Below are 16,774 nucleotides of genomic sequence, written 5' to 3'. Positions count from 1 at the left end.
TAGGGGTATCTAACCAAGAGGCCCGGGGTCCGAAACGGGTAGTGAATCTGAGCACAATCCGGGTCACGAAATTGTAACGTCGGCGTGTCGCCACCTATTCTGAAACGAGCGCTCATTTAGTGGCGTCTCCAAATCCGTACACCCTGTCAGCGGATTGGTGCCGTTCGATATTCATGACAGGGGTGGAGAGCCCTTCCGGCGTGGACGTTGCGTCCACCATTAGCCGTACTATCCATTCACCGCAGAATTCTTCCCCGGGCTCCGTTGCGCATCAGCACCATAGGTCGCCAGATCCGATTGGTTCCGCACGGCGTACTCCACCGTGTTCAGGAAGGGCTTCCTTGTTCTTGTTTGGTAATAAATCCTCGGGTCGTCATGCGGCCCACCGTCCCGCAGCCGCCAACACGTCGATGCGGCGTAATGGCGCTCTCGCCTTCGCCGTCACTGCTGCGCTCGCCGCGATTCTGATTCCACAGGCCTCGGCGGATGAAGGCACTTCCACTGCGGCCGCTTCAGGCTCAACCAGCGTCCAGTCGGCCGCAGGAGTCTATCGCCTCGGCATCGTGGAACCGCATACCGGTGATGCTGCTTCGCCTGGTGATTCCGGCCAAGCTGCTTCCTCGGAGAAGGGGAATGGCCAGGGCCGGAGCGACCAGAGCAATGGTGGCCAGGGCAAGAGTGGCGACGGCAGCAGCGAGGACCGCAAAGACAACGGCGGCGACGGCAGCAAGGACGGGAAGTCCTCCGGGAAATCCACCAAGGACTCCTCCAACGGCTCGGATGGCCGGGAGGAGCTGGCTGCCCCGTTGGAGACCCAGAAGCGGACTTCGTCCTTCGGGCCGCGCATCAGCCCGATCACCGGTGCGCCCAGCGAATTCCATACCGGCCAGGACTACGCGGGCACCTGCGGCACCCCGGTGAAGAGCTCGGCGGACGGCAAGATCACCGAGGCAGGGTGGCATCCCTATGGCGGGGGTATGAGGATTACGGTCAGCCACGGTGATGGCTTGAAGACCACCTATAATCACATGTCCAGCATCCGCGTGAACCCCGGTGACACTGTCGATGCCGGTGATCGCATTGGCCGCGTCGGGTCCACCGGAGCATCGACCGGCTGCCATCTGCATTTCGAAGTCGTCGTTGACGGCGACACTAAGGACCCGCTGAACTGGCTCTAACATCTCCGGTACGGGGGTCGGCCTTTCTGATCGGCCGTGGAATCGTCATGACAGAGCCGACATTCGGTACGGTCTCTCGCACTGCCTGCTCAAGTTCCCCGCCCTGCTGCTGCAGGTGATGCACGATGGCAGCGCCGGTCGGGGTCAAGAAAATCTCAACGTGCAGCTGATGACCCATCCAGCGCATCCTGACTGATGAGTCCGGCGCATGCCGACCGACAGCGGCTTCGGCGGCCTCCACCAGGGAGGGGTCCACCCCATCCATGAGGCGACGGCCGATCTCCCTGGCGGTGCCCCACAACAGCACTGCAATCGCGGCCGAAATGATCAGCCCGATGATCGGGTCGGCCAGCGGGAAGCCCAGCCACACTCCTCCCACACCGAGCACGACGGCCAGGGAGGTAAACCCGTCGGTGCGGGCATGCACGCCGTCGGCAACCAGCGCGGCCGAGCCAATCCTGCGGCCCACGCGAATCCGGTAGATGGCGACCAGTTCGTTGCCGAGGAAGCCGATCACACCTGCCGCCAGTACCCAGCCGAGGTTGTCCAGCGACTGTGGATTAAAGAACCGGCGGACGGATTCGACGGCGGCAACGACAGCCGAGAGCGCGATCATGGCCACGATAAACAGCCCGGCGATGTCTTCCACCCGTCCATAACCGTAGGTGTAGCGCCGTGTTGGGGCGCGCCTGCCAAGTATAAAAGCGATCCACAGCGGAATGGCAGTGAGCGCATCCGAGAAGTTGTGCACTGTGTCGGCGAACAGTGCCACTGAACCGCTGATCAGCACAATGATCAGCTGAAATGCGGCGGTGGCCCCAAGCCCGGCCAGGGAGACCTTGACCGCACGGATACCTTCGACGCTGCCGGACATCTCAGTATCGATGGAGCCTGCGACATCATGGCTGTGCGGAACGAAAATATGGGCGATGGCGTTCCGCAGACCTCTGCCGTGACCGCGCCTGTGGCCATCTGTGGGCGCGCGGGTGTGTCTGCGGCCGCTGCCGTGACTGGGGCGGTGGCTGCTCATGATCCTCATGATCCGTCCCCGGCATGATGCCGCGGTGTTCCTCCCAGTGCGTGTTCGGCCTGGAAGATCGCATCGCTGACTAACTGTTGCCCGTGCCCGTTGGCGAGCCGGTAGAACACTTGCGTGCCCTCCTGCCTCGTGGCGACCATGCGTGCCAGGCGCATCTTGGCCAAATGCTGGGATACGGCTGCCGGTGACTTGCCGACCATTCCGGCCAGCCGATTGACGGGAAGTTCCCCATCCCGGAGCGCCAGAATCAATCGCACGCGGGTGGGGTCGGCCAGCATTGAAAAGATCTCCACCGCAAGCTCTACATACTCACTGTCCGGATCGCGGCCATATCCCTTCGTCTCTGCATTCATACGCAGATTATTGCATTTTGGGGACCACTTTTGACAGATACCCCCTAGGGGTATAGTTTCAATAGTGGAACCGGAAATCAGCGTCCCGGGCATTTCGCCTCCTACGCCCTGAAGGTCTCGTAACCGTGCCTTGCCTCTGGCATCTGTCAGAGGCCCACGAGCGTAAGGAGCGACCAGAAAATGTGTGAGATGCCGACAGAACTTCCCGTTACAGACAAGAGCTCATCCGGCTGCAGCTGCTGCGATACGGGCGCAGGGAGCGCCGAGAGCGCGGTGACCGGAAATATTCGGCTGCACGTGCAGGGCATGACGTGCGGGCACTGTGTTTCGTCGGTTACGGAGGAACTCGAAGAAGTCGACGGCGTCAGGAGCGTCTCGGTAGACCTGGTTCCCGGTGGTACCTCGACCGTGACTGTTGATGCAGACTCCAGCCCGGACTCCACTCTGCTGCGGGCTGCTATAGCCGACGCCGGCTACGAGGTAGCGACGTCATAAGCCGGCGAGGCGGACGCCATTGCCGTCGGCCTCTTCCAAGCCCTTTTGTGAATCTCTTCAGGAGCGCGTGATGGAACAAGACAGTCGAAAAGACTCAACGCCGGGTACGGCCGGGAGCATCGAGGATGCGGTTCCGGGTGAACGCGAAACCGGCCACGAGGGCCACGAATCACACGGTGATCACGGCGGACATGAAAATCATGGCGCCCAAGCTGGCCATGAAGGCCATGAAGGCCATGAAGGCCATGAAGGCCATGAAGGCCATGGCGGGCACGGGGATCATGCGGCCCAGTTCCGGCAGAAGTTCTGGCTGACGCTGGTTCTGGCAGTACCGGTCGTCTACTTCAGCCCGATGTTCGGCGAACTGCTCGGATACACGGCGCTGCAGTTCCCGGGGTCGGCCTGGATCGCTCCCGTGCTGGGCACCGTGATCTTCTTCTATGGCGGTTGGCCGTTCCTCTCCGGTGGTTACAGCGAGCTTCGACGCCGCCAGCCCGGCATGATGCTGCTGATCGCCCTGGCGATTACGGTCGCCTTTGTCGCATCCTGGGTCACCAGCCTGGGAATCGGAGGTTTCGCCCTCGATTTCTGGTGGGAACTGGCGCTGTTGGTGGCGATTATGCTGCTGGGGCACTGGGTTGAAATGCGTGCCCTCGGCTCGGCCCAGGGCGCCCTCGACGCCCTTGCGGAGCTGCTGCCTGATGAGGCTGAGCGAGTCACGGGCGAGGGGACCGAGACGGTGGCGGTGGGTGAGCTGGTCACCGACGACGTCGTCTTGGTGCGCCCGGGCGCCCGGCTGCCGGCCGATGGCCAGGTCGTCGAAGGCCAGGCCGACGTGGATGAATCAATGATCACCGGCGAATCGAAGACCGTGACCCGCGCCGAGGGGGACGCGGTGGTGGCCGGAACCGTGGCAACGGATAACACCCTGCGGGTCCGGGTGTCCGCTATTGGCGACGACACCGCCTTGGCGGGCATCCAGCGGTTGGTGGCCGAGGCGCAGTCCTCATCGTCCCGGGCCCAGGCACTGGCCGACCGGGCAGCAGCGTTCCTGTTCTATTTTGCCGCCGTCGCCGGCATCATCACGTTCCTCGCCTGGACCATGCTGGGCAGCCCGGATGACGCCGTCATCCGCACGGTGACTGTCCTGGTGATCGCCTGCCCCCACGCCCTCGGCCTGGCGATTCCGCTGGTCATTGCCATCTCGACCGAGCGGGCGGCACGGGCCGGCGTATTGATCAAGAGCCGTATAGCCCTGGAGCGGATGCGGCGCGTCGACGTCGTACTCTTCGACAAGACCGGAACCCTGACCAAGGGGGAACCTGCGGTGACCTTCCTGGCCACCAATGGGGTATCAGAAGAGGAGTTGCTGGCTCTGGCCGCAGCGGCGGAATCCGACAGCGAGCATCCGGTGGCACGTGCCATCGTCAGTGCCGCACAGCAGCGTGGCCCCGGAGGGGCAAAGTATCGGGCCAGCGCGTTCTCATCCACCATGGGTAAGGGCGTCCAGGCCGAAGTGGACGGCAAGCAGGTCACGGTTGGCGGGCCGGCCATGCTCGCAGAGCTGGAGCTGCCCGAACCGCAGGCGCTGGCCACAACGACGTCGGGCTGGAAGGATCGTGGGGCTTCCATTCTGCACGTGATTCAGGGGGCGCAGGTCATTGGGGCCATAGGCCTCGAGGATGAAGTGCGCGAAGAGTCGCAGCAAGCCGTTGCGGCGCTGCAGGAACGCGGCATCAAGGTCGCGATGATCACCGGCGACGCCCGCCAGGTGGCCGATGCAGTGGCCGCGAAGCTCAACATTGACGAGGTGTTCGCCGAGGTGCTCCCCGAGGACAAGGACGCCAAGGTCACCGAACTGCAAAAACGCGGCCTGAAGGTGGCAATGGTCGGCGATGGCGTCAACGATTCCCCTGCGCTGGCACGGGCCGAAGTCGGCATAGCCATCGGTGCCGGCACCGACGTGGCGATGGAATCGGCAGGTGTTGTGCTGGCCGGCAACGATCCGAGGGCCGTGCTGTCCATGGTGGAACTATCCCGGGCGAGCTACCGGAAGATGTGGCAGAACCTGGCTTGGGCCACCGGCTACAACGTCGTCGCGGTTCCGCTCGCCGCGGGGGTGCTGGCCTTTGCCGGCTTCGTGCTCTCTCCGGCCGCCGGGGCGATCCTGATGTCCGCCTCCACCATTGTCGTAGCGCTGAACGCCCAGCTGCTGCGCCGGCTGGAACTCAAGCCCGGGAAGGTGCTTGCAAACAACTGACGTGCATTGATGCGCTAGTCGAGCAGCGCGGAGCGGATGGCGTCGGCGTTGGCCAGCAACCAGGTTCGACGACGGAGGATGACATCGCCGACGCCTTCGCTCCACATCGTGGCCCAGCCACCGCCGCGGTTCTGCGCATTGTGCTTCATCCGTTCCCAGCTCAGGCAGGCGCGCTCCGCGCCAAAGTCCGGCAGCCGGCGTCGTTCATGGTCCAGCCACCCGTAAGCGTCAGCGAAAAGACGCAGCCGGGAGAGTTGGTCGACGCCGGACCAGGCGCCCCGAAGGTCGGCAGGGTCCTTCAGCTTCACCCAATGCATGGCGGTGTTGAATGAATCGATGAAACAAGTGGACGGGCCGGCCAGGTCAAAGTCGATCAACCCCACCGCCTGTCCGTCGCGGACCACCACATTCTCCGGCGTGATATCCAAATGGGTGACCAGTTCGAACGGATCCTGCCGGACCGGTCTCACCGGGAACGGCTCGCCGGATGGATCATACCCAGCGGAGGCGTCATGGAGGTCACGGGTCAAACGGGCCACGGAGGCCAGCAGTGCCTCCGTCAAGACCCAAGGCTGCGGATCCTTGGTGGCCACGTCCCCCTCAAGGAAAGTCAGCACATCCCGGCCCTGGGCGTCCTGGCCGAGATACCGCGGGCTGGCGGTGAAACCAACCCGCTCCAGATGATCAAGATACGCGCCCACCGCAAACGACGTCGGCTGGTGCGGGCGCCGCACCGTGTTCCCGATGCGGACGACGCCGTCGGTGACATCGCCGGAGGGCAACTCAGCACGGGCTGCCGGCTGTGTCGGTTCGATGAAGCGACGCGTCCGGACCGTCTGGTTCATTCGCGTGCTTTGTCGGCGAGGATCTGCAGGAATTCATCCGCCCGTTCGAGGCTGACGGCGAGTTTCTCGCGTTGGTGCCGGGCGGCGTCGATGTAGGTTTTCAACTGTTCCTGCAGCTGTTCCCGCTCGGCGCCGTCGCCGGGTTCGGCCAGCCGGTCGGTGATCTCGAGCAACCGCGACATCTCCTCAAGCGAGAACCCCAGCGGCTTCATCCGGCGGATCACCATCAACCGTTCCAGGTCCTTCGAGGAATAGACGCGGAAGCCACCTTCGGTGCGGGACGATGCGGGGAGGAGCCCGACCTCGTCGTAATGGCGGATGGTGCGCAACGACAGCCCGGTTCGCTCGGCGAGCTCTCCAATGTGCATGGTCGGCTCGTTCGAATCAGGGCTCATTGCATCTCCACAGGCTGCGATTTCGTTCCAACCCTTACGTTACGGTAAGGTTGGTGCGGTCGTTGGCGATGTCTTTTTCCGCCGTCGGCCCCCAGTTTACTTCCGCAGTAGATTCCCGGCGCACCGTTGCGTCCTCCTGTTGATCGGCGTTCCGGCGCCGAGCACCCATGCCAACCGAACGGAGCTCCATGACCGCCGTCGACACTAAAACCGCGCCCAGTCCTGAGGAGCGGCAGTCAGTGCTCGCCACCTTGAAGTCACCGCGCCGGCTGAAGACCGAAGTTCTCGGCGGCCTGGTCGTTGCGATGGCGCTGATTCCCGAGGCTATCGCCTTCTCCATCATCGCCGGGGTTGACCCGCGGGTCGGATTGTTTGCCTCCTTCACTATGGCGGTCACCATCTCATTCCTGGGTGGCCGTCCGGCGATGATCTCCGCCGCGACCGGAGCCGTGGCACTGGTGATCGCCCCACTGGTGGCCAGCCACGGCCTCGACTATCTGGTTGCGGCCGTGATTCTGGCCGGTGTCATCCAAGTGGTCTTCGGCCTGCTGGGCGTGGCCAAATTGATGCGCTTCATTCCGAGGTCCGTCATGGTGGGCTTCGTCAACTCGCTGGCGATCCTGATTTTCATGGCCCAGGTCCCGGAGTTGATCGGAGTTCCATGGGCGGTCTATCCGCTGGTGGGTCTTGGACTGCTGATCGTATTCCTGCTGCCACGTATCACCCGCGTGGTGCCGGCCCCGCTGATCGCCATCGTTGTCATCACCGCCATCACGGTTGCTGCTGCGATCACCGTTCCGACGGTCGGGGACAAGGGGAAACTTCCGGACAGCCTGCCCTCGCTGTTCATCCCGGATGTGCCGTTTACTCTCGAAACATTGCAGATCATCGCTCCGTATGCACTGGCGATGGCGATGGTGGGGCTGCTGGAGTCGCTGCTCACCGCGAAACTGGTTGACGACATCACCGACACCGGGTCCAGCAAGACCCGCGAATCCTGGGGTCAGGGCGGGGCCAACATCGTCACCGGCTTCTTTGGCGGCATGGGCGGCTGCGCTATGATCGGCCAGACCATGATCAACGTGAAGGCATCCGGAGCCCGGACCCGGATTTCCACCTTCCTGGCCGGCGTCTTCCTGCTGATCCTGGTGGTCGCGCTCGGCGATCTGGTGGCAATTATCCCGATGGCGGCGCTCGTCGCGGTGATGATTTTCGTGTCCTGGGCCACCTTCGACTGGCACAGCATCCACCCTGCCACGCTGAAGCGGATGCCCAAGTCGGAGACAACCGTCATGGTCAGCACCGTCGTCGTCGTGGTTGCCACTCACAACCTGGCGATCGGTGTCGGGGTCGGTGTGCTCGTCGCGATGGTGGCCTTCGCCCGCCGGGTGGCGCACTTTGTCACCGTCGAAAGGACTGTGCGGGCCGACGACGACGGCGACGTCGCGACCTACCGGGTGAACGGCGAGTTGTTCTTCGCCTCCAGCAACGATCTCTACACGCAGTTCCGGTATGCCGAAGACCCCGAGCGGGTCATCATCGACATGCATGCCTCGCATTTGTGGGACGCATCAACGATCGCTGCCCTTGATGCCGTGTCGGAGAAGTACCAACGGCACGGCAAGGATGTGCAGATCGTCGGGCTCAACGAAGCGAGTGTAGCGATGCATGAGCGCCTCGCCGGTAAACTCGGCGCAGGCAATTAGAAGTGTTCGGGGCCCGGTCCGGGCCCGGAACTGCGGCTGACTGAAGATATTCCCGGCTGGTGACCTCCGCCCCGATGCTCAAGCTGAGAGTGCTGAAGCTCCGGCTTCGGCGACGGACTGATCCTGTTCTCCCGTCCCGCCGCTGACGCCCACTCCGCCAACGACTTGACCGTCGCGGGTCAGGGGTATGCCGCCGGCGAAGATCATCACCTTGCCGTTGTTGCTGGCATGAATACCGAAGAACTGCTCACCGGACTGGGAGTTTTCGGCCAGGTCTTTGGTCGCAAGATCGAAGGCACGTGCGGTCCAGGCCTTGTTGATGGAAATGTCGATGCTGCCCATCCAGGCATTGTCCATCCGCACATGGGAAATCAGGTTGCCGCCGGCGTCGGCAACTGCGATGTTCATTGGCTGGCCGATTTCCGAGGCTTTGGCCTCGGCTGCTGCGATGATTGTCCGGGCGTCTGCGAGTGTAAGGGCGGTCATGATGTACTCCTTGTGGCGAATTGTGTGGTGATCCCCGCCGTCGGGCGGCGCTTGAGCAATCATCGGGGCGAAGGTCCACCTATGATAGCCCCGGAAGCGCGGCCGATGGAACCGCCAGGTATTGGTCCTGGCACCGGAACCGGGTTGATCTCACACTCGCCGCGGGAACCCATGATGGGGAATTAACATGGCCGTTACGGGGCTGCAACGAGCCGGTGCATTGGCTTCTCTACGCTCAATATCAAGCCAACGTCCAGAAAGGACCAGAGTGGGTATTGAGCCGTTGAAAACAGATATGACGCACTGTCCGTATTGTGCCCTGCAATGTGCCATGCGAGTGACCTCGGAATCCCCGGATAGCGCCGCCGTCGTGTCTCCCGCAGAGTTTCCGACCAACCGCGGAGGCTTGTGCCGCAAGGGATGGACGGCGGCGGACCTGCTGACGTCGCCGGAACGCTTGACCCAACCCCTGCTGCGCGGCGACGACGGCGAATTGCATCCCGTGGGCTGGGAGCAGGCCCTGGACTATGTTGCCCGTGCCGCCCGGGAGACGACGGCGGCATCCGGGCCTGACGGCATCGGGCTGTTTGGCGGTGGCGGCCTGACGAACGAGAAGGCTTACCTGCTGGGAAAGTTCGCCCGCGTCGGACTGGGCACGTCCCGCGTGGACTACAACGGACGGTTCTGCATGTCGTCGGCGGCAGCTGCAGCGAACCGGGCTTTTGGCCTGGACCGCGGGCTGCCATTTCCGCTGGAAGACCTTGGGGAGGCCGATACCATCCTGCTGCTGGGCTCCAACGTTGCCGACACGATGCCGCCGTTTGTCCAGCATTTGGGATCCGCGCGGCGGGCAGGCGGGCTCATGGTGGTGGACCCACGGCGCTCGGCCACGGCCGCATTGACCGGCGACGGCGGCGGGATACACCTCGCCCCGGCGCCGGGTACGGACATGGCATTGCTGCTGGGAATCGCCCACGTCGTCGTCCATGAGGGGCTGGGGGACAAGGACTTTACCGCCGCACGCACGTCCGGCTATGCCGCCGTCGTCCGCTCTCTGAATGCCTACTGGCCCGAGAGGGTCCAAGCGATCACCGGTGTCCCGGCCCCCTTAATCCGGGAAACGGCGCACCGGCTGGCGACCGGTGCTTCCCGTGGCAAGCGGGAGGGGCGCGGTGCCTACGTGCTCACCGGCCGCGGGGTGGAGCAGCACGCGGACGGAACCGACACCACTACAGCCGCCATCAACCTGGCACTGCTGCTCGGCCTGCCCGGCACCGAACACAGCGGCTACGGCACCATCACCGGGCAGGGAAATGGGCAGGGAGGACGCGAACACGGCCAGAAGTGTGACCAGTTGCCCGGATACCGCAGTATTGACGATCCCGGTGCACGCCGCCATGTTGCCGATGTATGGGGCGTCGACGCCGGTTCGCTGCCGGGTGCCGGCGTTCCCGCCGTCGAACTGCTGGCATCAGCCGGTGCGCCCGGTGGCATCCGGACACTGTTCATCCACGGGTCGAATCCCGTCGTGTCGGCTCCGGACGCGGGCGCGATGACCGGCCGGTTGCGGTCGCTGGACCATCTCATCGTCTGCGACTTCTTCCTCTCCGAAACGGCCGCGGAGGCCTCGCTGGTGCTTCCGGTGCCGCAGTGGGCCGAAGAAGAAGGCACAATGACAAACCTTGAGGGCCGGGTCCTGCGGCGGCGCCAGAGCGTTCAGCCCCCGGAGGGAGTGAGGAGCGAGCTGTGGATCTGGTCCGAACTCGCCCGGCGTCTGGGCGCATCATCGGCCTTCAGCCCGGATCCGCAGACGGTTTTCGAAGAGCTCCGGCTTGCCTCTGCCGGAGGCCGGGCGGACTATTCCGGCATCGACTATCAGCTGCTGGACAGCGGTGCTGCCGTGTACTGGCCGTATCCGGCCGGTTCGGCGGGCACCCCGCGGCTGTTCCTGGACGGATTCGCGCACGACGACGGCAGGGCAGTCTTCCATCCGGTCCACCCGGTCCATCCGGTCCACCCGTCCGGCGCGGTCGAGCAGGCGGGACGTGTCCTGACGTTGATTACCGGACGTCTGCTGGCCCACTACCAAACCGGGTCACAAACCAGAAGGGTCCGCGAGCTGGCGGACGCGGCTCCGGAGCCATTGCTGCAGGTCCACCCGTCGACGGCGGCATCGATTGGCGCCGGTGATGGGGAAATGGTGGAACTGTCATCGCCGGCCGGAACGGCCCGCTGCCGGGTGGAGCGCAGCGTCGACATCCGTCCCGATACGGTCTTCATGCCGTTCCATTTCCCCGGTGCCGGCAGGGCAAATCTGTTGACATGCGACGACGTCGACCCGGTGTCGGCGATGCCGGAGTTCAAGCGGACCCTGGTGACCCTGCGGGTTATTGCACCGGAGGCAGGGCACGGGGCCGCGCCCGACGTCTGGCAGGTTGTTGCGCAGCGGACGGAGCCGGTATGACCGCACCACTGACTCCCGCTGAACGGGTGGTCGTCGTCGGCTATGGTCCCGTGGCCGCGCGGCTGATCGACGACCTGCTCCCGGCACTGGCAGCAGGCAGGATCTCGTTGCTTGTGGTGGGCGCGGAGCAGCAGCCGGCGTATAACCGGGTGCTGGTCGCCGACCTTGGCGTGGGCCGCACATCGTGGGACGCCATGCAAATGTCGGATCCTCACGAGCTCAAGGCGGCCGGGGCGGACGTCAGGACCGGGTGCCGGGCAACGCATATCGACCGCGCGCGCCGCCGGATCACCCTCGACGACGGCTCCTGCGAACCCTACGATCGATTGATTCTGGCTACCGGATCACGGGCCAATGTGCCGAATCTGCACGGTTTGAATCCGGACCCCACCACGGTCTGCCTTCCCGCCGGGATTACTGCCCTGCGCGACTTGGCCGATGCCACGCGGCTGCAGTGCGCCGTCCGCCGCCGGGACCACGTCGTCGTGCTGGGGGCCGGCATTCTGGGGCTGGAGGCGGCGCTCGCCGCGGCCGAGGAAGGCGCCACCGTGACGGTGGTTTACCACGGCACACACCCGCTGGGACGGAGCCTGGACCGGACCGGCGGCTCTGTGCTGGCTCAAACGCTGAAAAGCCGGGGCATCACCCTCAAGCCCAAGGCTCGTTCGACCGGCGTCACCTGGCGCCACGATGAACCCGGCCGGCGATTCCGGGCTTTGGTGCTCGACGACGGCTCCGAGGTGGAAGGCGATTTGCTGCTGATTTCCTGTGGGGTCCGGCCACGAGTCGAACTGGCCGCCGGATGCGGGTTGGAGACGGCACGTGGGGTGCGGGTTAATCACCGGCTGGCGGCAGATCCTGAGGAACGGATTTTCGCCATCGGTGACTGTGCAGACATCCGCTGCCGCGAGCAGAACTGTGCTGAATGCGCCGGTGCGGGCGGTCCTTCCGGACTCATCGGCCCGGGGTGGAACCAGGCATCCTGGCTGGCCAACTACCTTGGTGCCGTCGTCGATGCCGGAGCGACTGCCGGCGTCATACGCTCCGAAGCGTTTGCCGGCGTCGTAAATTCCGGGGCATCTGCTGCCGTCATTTCCGAGCCGTTGGAGGCGCCCAAGGCGCCCATCATGCTTCTGAAGGCACGCGACGTCGAGTTGTCCGCGGCCGGAGCGGTGGACTTGGAGCCGTGGGATGAGGAGTCCTTATCCCCCCTGCAGGCCGTGGCGGATCAATCAGGGGAACTTCCTGCCCCGCGGCGGGTTGCACAATGGATTGATCCTGAAAACGGACGCTACGTGAAAATCGTCAGTGCGGCGGGCATCATTCAGGGCTTCGTCTGTATTGGGATGCCCCGTACCGGTGCCGAACTGGTGCTGCTGTTTGAACGCGGAGCGGACCTTCCGCCGGACAAATCCACGCTGTTCAGACTCGACGGTGCCGAAACAGATATCGCCGGAGGCGCTGCCACGAAGTCCGGCCCGGAGACGACTATCTGTAGGTGCAGCGGTGCCACTTTGGGTGTGATCGAAGCTGCAGTGACCCAGGGCAGCTCGAGTGTGGAATCGCTGGGGCGCACCACCCGGGCGGGGACCGGATGCGGAAGCTGCAAGGAGAAGCTGGTCGGCATCATCGAGGATCATTTTGCCAAGGAGCCGTTGGCAGAACCCGGGGATACACTGCAACCCATTCCGGTATAGGTCTGTTCCATCGATCAGGGTCCTGCCAGCCACGGTTTCGCTGTCCTGGTCCTACCAACCACGGGCGAGGTATACGTCCACGAATGGGCCATTATCGACGTCAAGGTCCCCGCGCCTGGACAGGCCTGCGGCCAAAGCTGTCCTTTGCGATCCAGTGTTATCCGGGGAAGTGTATGCGAGGACGGGAAGGCCAGGGAGGAGCCCATCCGCCTGCGCTACTGCTTCCGGGCACCTTCGGTTGCGTATCCTTTGCCCCATGCCGCCGGATCGTACCGGTAATAGAGGTTGAGGGCGTCGCGGCCATGAACATTCCTGTGGGAGAGTCCCGTGAAACCGATGAGGGTGTCCGGTTCCGCTTGGGTAAAGACGGCCCAAACACCGAAACCGTACTCTTCCCAATGCCGGCGCATTCCATCGAACCTGGCTGCTGAAGAATCAACTGTTACCGTGTGTGGCTCCGGATGGTGCGAATTCGTCCGTTCGTCGGTATGAATCCTTAACCCTACGCAGAAGTCCCACTCTGCGGCCGGGCCAGCCGGATGAGCCAGTGGCGCAGCAGCGCCATTTCCGGTTCCGGCAACTCAGAAGGTCCATTCGCGAGTTTGGACAGCAGGACCGATGCGGCCTCGGCCCGGTCATCCGTCCCCGTCAGAGGGTGTGTTCCGGTGATGGCGGCGATGGTGGCTTCGCGGGCAGCGCCCGACAGTGAAGGGTCCGGAGCGTCATTGGTCATTTGGCGGAGCGTGACGCCGATGTTCGCCGCAAGGATGTGCGCCGTTGCCTGGTCGGCCGTAACGACGAGCAACCCCTGCTGCTCAGCTTTGATCGCCAATTCCTTGAGCACCTTTGTGGGGCGTTCCTGGGCCGCCGGCCGGCTTCCGGGCGCGACCTGACCATACATCAGGGCGTAGAAGCCAGGGTTGGCGAGACCAAATGCGACATGGGCGTCCCAGCCATCGCGGATGTCCTGAATAGGGTCCCCGCTGCTTTCGTGCGATCCCTTTACGCCCATGTAGAGATCAAATCCGTGCTCGATAACCGCATCGAGCAGGCCATCCTTGCTGCCGAAGAAGTGATACAGGGTTGGCAGTTTGACACCGGCCTTTTCACAGATCGTCCGCAGCGGCACGTCTTTGCCTGGAGCTGCGGCGATGAGCCCGGCCGCAGCTTCCAGGAGCCGGTGCCGTGTATCGATGTTGCGTTTCTCTGTCACATTGCTATAGTAGTGTATAGCTTCGATACAGATTCAATGGATCAGTGAAACAGAAGAAGGAGACACATGCCGATCACAACGCTGGAAAACAAGGTTGTTCTCGTCGCTGGTGGTGCCAAGAACCTGGGCGGGCTGATCAGCCGCCAGGCCGCTGAAGCCGGTGCCGATGTAGTGATCCACTACAACTCGGCGTCGACGAAACCTGCGGCCGAAGAAACACTCGCGGCCGTGGAGTCCGCGGGCCGCCGGGGTGTGACCCTCTCTGGTGATCTCACCGTGCCGGCACATGTGGAGAAGCTTTTTGCCGACGCTGAGGCCGCCCTGGGCAAGGTCGATGTTGCGGTCAACACCGTCGGCAAGGTATTGCGCAAGCCGATGGCAGAGACGACTGAAGAAGAGTATGACTCGATGTTCGACATCAACTCCAAGGCCGCGTACTTCTTCATGAAGGAAGCCGGCAAGTCAGTTGCCGACGGCGGCAAAATTATCACCATCGTCACAGCTTTGCTGGCTGCTTTCACCGATGGCTATTCCACCTATGCAGGTGGAAAGTCGCCCGTCGAACACTTCACCCGGGCGGCGGCCAAGGAACTTGCCGACCGTGGAATCTCGGTCACTGCACTGGCGCCCGGGCCGATGGACACCCCCTTCTTCTACCCACAGGAAACCCCGGAACGGGTCGAGTTCCACAAGTCGCAGGCCATGGGCAATCAGCTGACCCAGATCGAAGACATTGCCCCAATCGTGCGGTTCCTGGCGACAGAGGGTTGGTGGATCACGGGCCAGACGATCTTCGCCAACGGCGGTTACACGACCCGCTGATCAGCGCCACCTGCTGTCCAGGGCAGCCCTACTGATGAAAGGATTGAGTCCATGGGCGATATAAAAATTCCGGAGCCGGTGGCTTCGTTCATTGACACCGTCAACCGTAACGACGACGCCGGTTTCCTCGACGCCTTCACTTCCGATGGTTTCGTTGACGACTGGGGGAGGATATTCACCGGCCGGGAGGCCATCAAAAGCTGGAGTGACAAGGAGTTCATCGGCGCCAACGGCATTTTGACTCCGCAGCAGGTCACTGCGGATGACGACGTCGTCACAGTAGTCGGTGACTGGCGGAGTACCCACGCCAATGGTCTGTCCCGTTTCGACTTCCAAGTCGCCGGTGACAAGCTGGCATCGATGACCATTCGCGAGGGCTGAAAGATCTCCTCATCATGACTGTTCAATCTGCGCTGGGGCGCCCGGCGGAGAAGCGCTCTGAAGTTGGCCCGGTCGAGCTGTTCTTCGACCTGGTCTACGTTTTCGCCATCGTCCAGCTCTCCCACTTGCTCCTCGAACACCTGAGTTGGCAAGGTGCAGCGGAAACATTCATCGTCTTCGCCGCCGTGTGGTGGGGATGGAACTACACCGCCTGGGCGATGAACTGGCTGAATCCCTCACGCACCGCCGTACAACTGTTGACCGGCGTCCTGATGCTCGCAGCACTCGGCATGTCGGTCGCCATCCCGTCCGCTTTCGGGGACGGGGTCTGGCTGTTCGTCGGCTGCTATCTGTTCATGGGCATCGCCCGCCCGGTCTTCATGATGGCCGCCTTCCGCGGACAGCAGTTGGCCACGAATTACAAGATGCTGCTGATCTGGACGCTGGCGGCCGGCCTGTTGTGGGTTGCCGGGGCATTCCTCGACCCGGAACTCCGAATGCTCGTATGGGTCTTGGCAGTGGTCGTCGACTATGCGGCACCTATGGCCCACTACCGGGTGCCCGGCGTGGGTGGCGCTCCCATGCATTTGTGGGACGCCGACGCGAATCACCTGGCTGAACGCAATCGGTTGGTGTTCATCATCGCCCTGGGCGAATCGATCCTGCTCATGGGCGGCACGATTGTCGATGAGGGTGTTTTCGATCCTTCACTCGCGCTCAGTCTCTTCCTCGGGTTCGCGGGCCTCTTCGTGCTGTGGTGGAACTATTTCGCACTGGCCGGGCATGACGTGCGGGGCGGGAGCGGTTCGACGTCGGCACTGCGGTCGGCCTATGCCTATGCCCATGCCTTCATGGTGCTTGGCGCGATCCTCGTCGCCGTCTCCACGGAGCTGCGCCTGTCGCATGAGCACCTCACCACTGCAATCGTCATCGTCACTGCCGGCGGCCCTCTCGTCTACCTGCTCGGGAACGTGCTGTTCCTCCGGTCCCGCTTCGGACACTTGGCCCAATCACGGTTTATCGCCGCGGGGATCCTGGTTGTCATCGGCATCATCGGTGTGCTTACCGCACACATGCTGCCGACTATAGTGCTGAGCCTGTCAGTTCTCGCTGTCACGGGTGGACTGGCGGCATTGACCGCGTGGGGTCGGCGCTGGCGGAACTGACCTCACACTTCCGGCTCCTACGCAGCTGCCCGGCAGACTGGGTGATCAACTGCTCAGGACAGAGCATCCAAGTCGAACGGTCCCTGTCACGCAGTCCACGCCACATTGCACGGTAAGCTCCCGCGCTTCCTTGGCGTCGGTTTTCGAGCTGTTGAAGCAGGACGGTGTTCGCTGTCGAGAACGGTTGCGGTCACCACCGTTGTCGACGTTGCGGCCCGTTCTCGTGGGTGAAGACCGCCGGTGACTCGGCCCGTTCTCGTGGGTGAAGACCGCC

At 63.5% G+C, this 16,774-nt stretch carries 16 protein-coding genes; 9 read left to right on the top strand and 7 right to left on the bottom strand.

Going from position 1 to position 16,774, the window contains the following annotated elements:
- Positions 1-341 precede the first annotated feature (341 nt).
- Positions 342-1,178, top strand: a complete 837-nt coding sequence (locus H535_RS27820) for a M23 family metallopeptidase (protein WP_051299258.1) — start codon at positions 342-344, stop codon at positions 1,176-1,178.
- Here H535_RS27820 and H535_RS25405 read toward each other — a convergent pair.
- Positions 1,153-2,208 carry a cation diffusion facilitator family transporter gene (locus tag H535_RS25405; protein ID WP_081416689.1) on the bottom strand — a complete coding sequence of 352 codons (1,056 nt, stop codon included), beginning with the start codon at positions 2,206-2,208 and terminating at the stop codon, positions 1,153-1,155. The genes H535_RS27820 and H535_RS25405 overlap by 26 nt on opposite strands.
- Positions 2,209-2,213: 5 nt before the next feature.
- Positions 2,214-2,570 (bottom strand): ArsR/SmtB family transcription factor, encoded by a 357-nt coding sequence (locus H535_RS0113405; protein ID WP_026819955.1) that lies wholly within the window; start codon positions 2,568-2,570, stop codon positions 2,214-2,216.
- 273 nt (positions 2,571-2,843) lie between these two features.
- Here H535_RS0113405 and H535_RS28445 point away from each other — a divergent pair, with 273 nt between their 5' ends.
- On the top strand, positions 2,844-3,065 hold the full coding sequence (locus H535_RS28445; RefSeq protein WP_245580309.1) for a heavy-metal-associated domain-containing protein: 222 nt from the start codon (positions 2,844-2,846) through the stop codon (positions 3,063-3,065).
- 70 nt (positions 3,066-3,135) lie between these two features.
- Positions 3,136-5,325 carry a heavy metal translocating P-type ATPase gene (locus tag H535_RS25400; RefSeq protein ID WP_081416681.1) on the top strand — a complete coding sequence of 730 codons (2,190 nt, stop codon included), beginning with the start codon at positions 3,136-3,138 and terminating at the stop codon, positions 5,323-5,325.
- Positions 5,326-5,339: 14 nt separating this feature from the next.
- Here the strand turns inward: H535_RS25400 and H535_RS0113390 are convergent, their stop codons facing one another.
- Together H535_RS0113390 and H535_RS0113385 are read right to left on the bottom strand one after the other, a co-directional pair.
- Complete coding sequence (locus H535_RS0113390; protein ID WP_035769563.1) at positions 5,340-6,170, bottom strand: phosphotransferase; 831 nt, start codon at positions 6,168-6,170, stop codon at positions 5,340-5,342.
- Positions 6,167-6,565, bottom strand: a complete 399-nt coding sequence (locus H535_RS0113385; protein ID WP_026819952.1) for a MerR family transcriptional regulator — start codon at positions 6,563-6,565, stop codon at positions 6,167-6,169. The genes H535_RS0113390 and H535_RS0113385 overlap by 4 nt, the downstream gene beginning before the upstream one ends.
- Positions 6,566-6,753: 188 nt before the next feature.
- Between H535_RS0113385 and H535_RS0113380 the strand changes: the two genes are divergently transcribed.
- Positions 6,754-8,271, top strand: a complete 1,518-nt coding sequence (locus tag H535_RS0113380) for a SulP family inorganic anion transporter (protein ID WP_026819951.1) — start codon at positions 6,754-6,756, stop codon at positions 8,269-8,271.
- A 78-nt stretch (positions 8,272-8,349) separates the two neighbouring features.
- Here H535_RS0113380 and H535_RS0113375 read toward each other — a convergent pair whose 3' ends face one another.
- Complete coding sequence (locus H535_RS0113375; protein WP_026819950.1) at positions 8,350-8,757, bottom strand: GlcG/HbpS family heme-binding protein; 408 nt, start codon at positions 8,755-8,757, stop codon at positions 8,350-8,352.
- Between the two features lie 295 nt (positions 8,758-9,052).
- On the opposite strand from H535_RS0113375, the gene H535_RS0113370 reads away from it, so the two are divergent.
- Both H535_RS0113370 and H535_RS25395 read left to right on the top strand, forming a co-directional pair.
- On the top strand, positions 9,053-11,221 hold the full coding sequence (locus H535_RS0113370; RefSeq protein ID WP_035769561.1) for a molybdopterin oxidoreductase family protein: 2,169 nt from the start codon (positions 9,053-9,055) through the stop codon (positions 11,219-11,221).
- Positions 11,218-12,918: an FAD-dependent oxidoreductase gene (locus H535_RS25395; RefSeq protein WP_051299254.1), complete on the top strand. Its 1,701-nt coding sequence runs from the start codon at positions 11,218-11,220 to the stop codon at positions 12,916-12,918. The genes H535_RS0113370 and H535_RS25395 overlap by 4 nt, the downstream gene beginning before the upstream one ends.
- A 215-nt stretch (positions 12,919-13,133) precedes the next feature.
- Here H535_RS25395 and H535_RS28440 read toward each other — a convergent pair whose 3' ends face one another.
- Both H535_RS28440 and H535_RS25385 read right to left on the bottom strand, forming a co-directional pair.
- Complete coding sequence (locus H535_RS28440) at positions 13,134-13,412, bottom strand: GNAT family N-acetyltransferase (RefSeq protein ID WP_245580313.1); 279 nt, start codon at positions 13,410-13,412, stop codon at positions 13,134-13,136.
- An 8-nt stretch (positions 13,413-13,420) separates the two neighbouring features.
- The gene (locus tag H535_RS25385; protein ID WP_035769559.1) at positions 13,421-14,131 is read right to left on the bottom strand and encodes a TetR/AcrR family transcriptional regulator; all 711 of its coding nucleotides are present in this window, start codon (positions 14,129-14,131) and stop codon (positions 13,421-13,423) included.
- Positions 14,132-14,197: 66 nt separating this feature from the next.
- Between H535_RS25385 and H535_RS0113350 the strand changes: the two genes are divergently transcribed.
- From H535_RS0113350 to H535_RS0113340, 3 genes are read left to right on the top strand one after another with little or no spacing between them, the layout of a single operon-like run.
- Entirely contained in the window at positions 14,198-14,953 is a 756-nt protein-coding gene (locus H535_RS0113350) for an SDR family oxidoreductase (protein ID WP_026819948.1), read from the top strand.
- Positions 14,954-15,004: 51 nt separating this feature from the next.
- The gene (locus H535_RS0113345; RefSeq protein ID WP_026819947.1) at positions 15,005-15,334 is read left to right on the top strand and encodes a hypothetical protein; all 330 of its coding nucleotides are present in this window, start codon (positions 15,005-15,007) and stop codon (positions 15,332-15,334) included.
- A 14-nt stretch (positions 15,335-15,348) separates the two neighbouring features.
- The gene (locus H535_RS0113340) at positions 15,349-16,500 is read left to right on the top strand and encodes a low temperature requirement protein A (protein ID WP_026819946.1); all 1,152 of its coding nucleotides are present in this window, start codon (positions 15,349-15,351) and stop codon (positions 16,498-16,500) included.
- Positions 16,501-16,774: the final 274 nt, after the last annotated feature.

Source organism: Arthrobacter castelli DSM 16402 (assembly GCF_000430705.1).
Lineage (GTDB): Bacteria > Actinomycetota > Actinomycetes > Actinomycetales > Micrococcaceae > Arthrobacter_C > Arthrobacter_C castelli.
This window is presented reverse-complemented; position numbering and strand designations above follow the sequence as displayed.

Coding starts and splice junctions, on each gene's coding strand:
- H535_RS0113385 (WP_026819952.1), bottom strand. CDS start 6,565: ATGAGCCCTGATTCGAACGAGCCGACCATGCACATTGGAGAGCTCGCC.
- H535_RS0113340 (WP_026819946.1), top strand. CDS start 15,349: ATGACTGTTCAATCTGCGCTGGGGCGCCCGGCGGAGAAGCGCTCTGAA.
- H535_RS25405 (WP_081416689.1), bottom strand. CDS start 2,208: ATGAGCAGCCACCGCCCCAGTCACGGCAGCGGCCGCAGACACACCCGC.
- H535_RS0113375 (WP_026819950.1), bottom strand. CDS start 8,757: ATGACCGCCCTTACACTCGCAGACGCCCGGACAATCATCGCAGCAGCC.
- H535_RS0113345 (WP_026819947.1), top strand. CDS start 15,005: ATGGGCGATATAAAAATTCCGGAGCCGGTGGCTTCGTTCATTGACACC.
- H535_RS0113370 (WP_035769561.1), top strand. CDS start 9,053: ATGACGCACTGTCCGTATTGTGCCCTGCAATGTGCCATGCGAGTGACC.
- H535_RS25395 (WP_051299254.1), top strand. CDS start 11,218: ATGACCGCACCACTGACTCCCGCTGAACGGGTGGTCGTCGTCGGCTAT.
- H535_RS0113405 (WP_026819955.1), bottom strand. CDS start 2,570: ATGAATGCAGAGACGAAGGGATATGGCCGCGATCCGGACAGTGAGTAT.
- H535_RS0113390 (WP_035769563.1), bottom strand. CDS start 6,170: ATGAACCAGACGGTCCGGACGCGTCGCTTCATCGAACCGACACAGCCG.
- H535_RS25400 (WP_081416681.1), top strand. CDS start 3,136: ATGGAACAAGACAGTCGAAAAGACTCAACGCCGGGTACGGCCGGGAGC.
- H535_RS0113350 (WP_026819948.1), top strand. CDS start 14,198: ATGCCGATCACAACGCTGGAAAACAAGGTTGTTCTCGTCGCTGGTGGT.
- H535_RS0113380 (WP_026819951.1), top strand. CDS start 6,754: ATGACCGCCGTCGACACTAAAACCGCGCCCAGTCCTGAGGAGCGGCAG.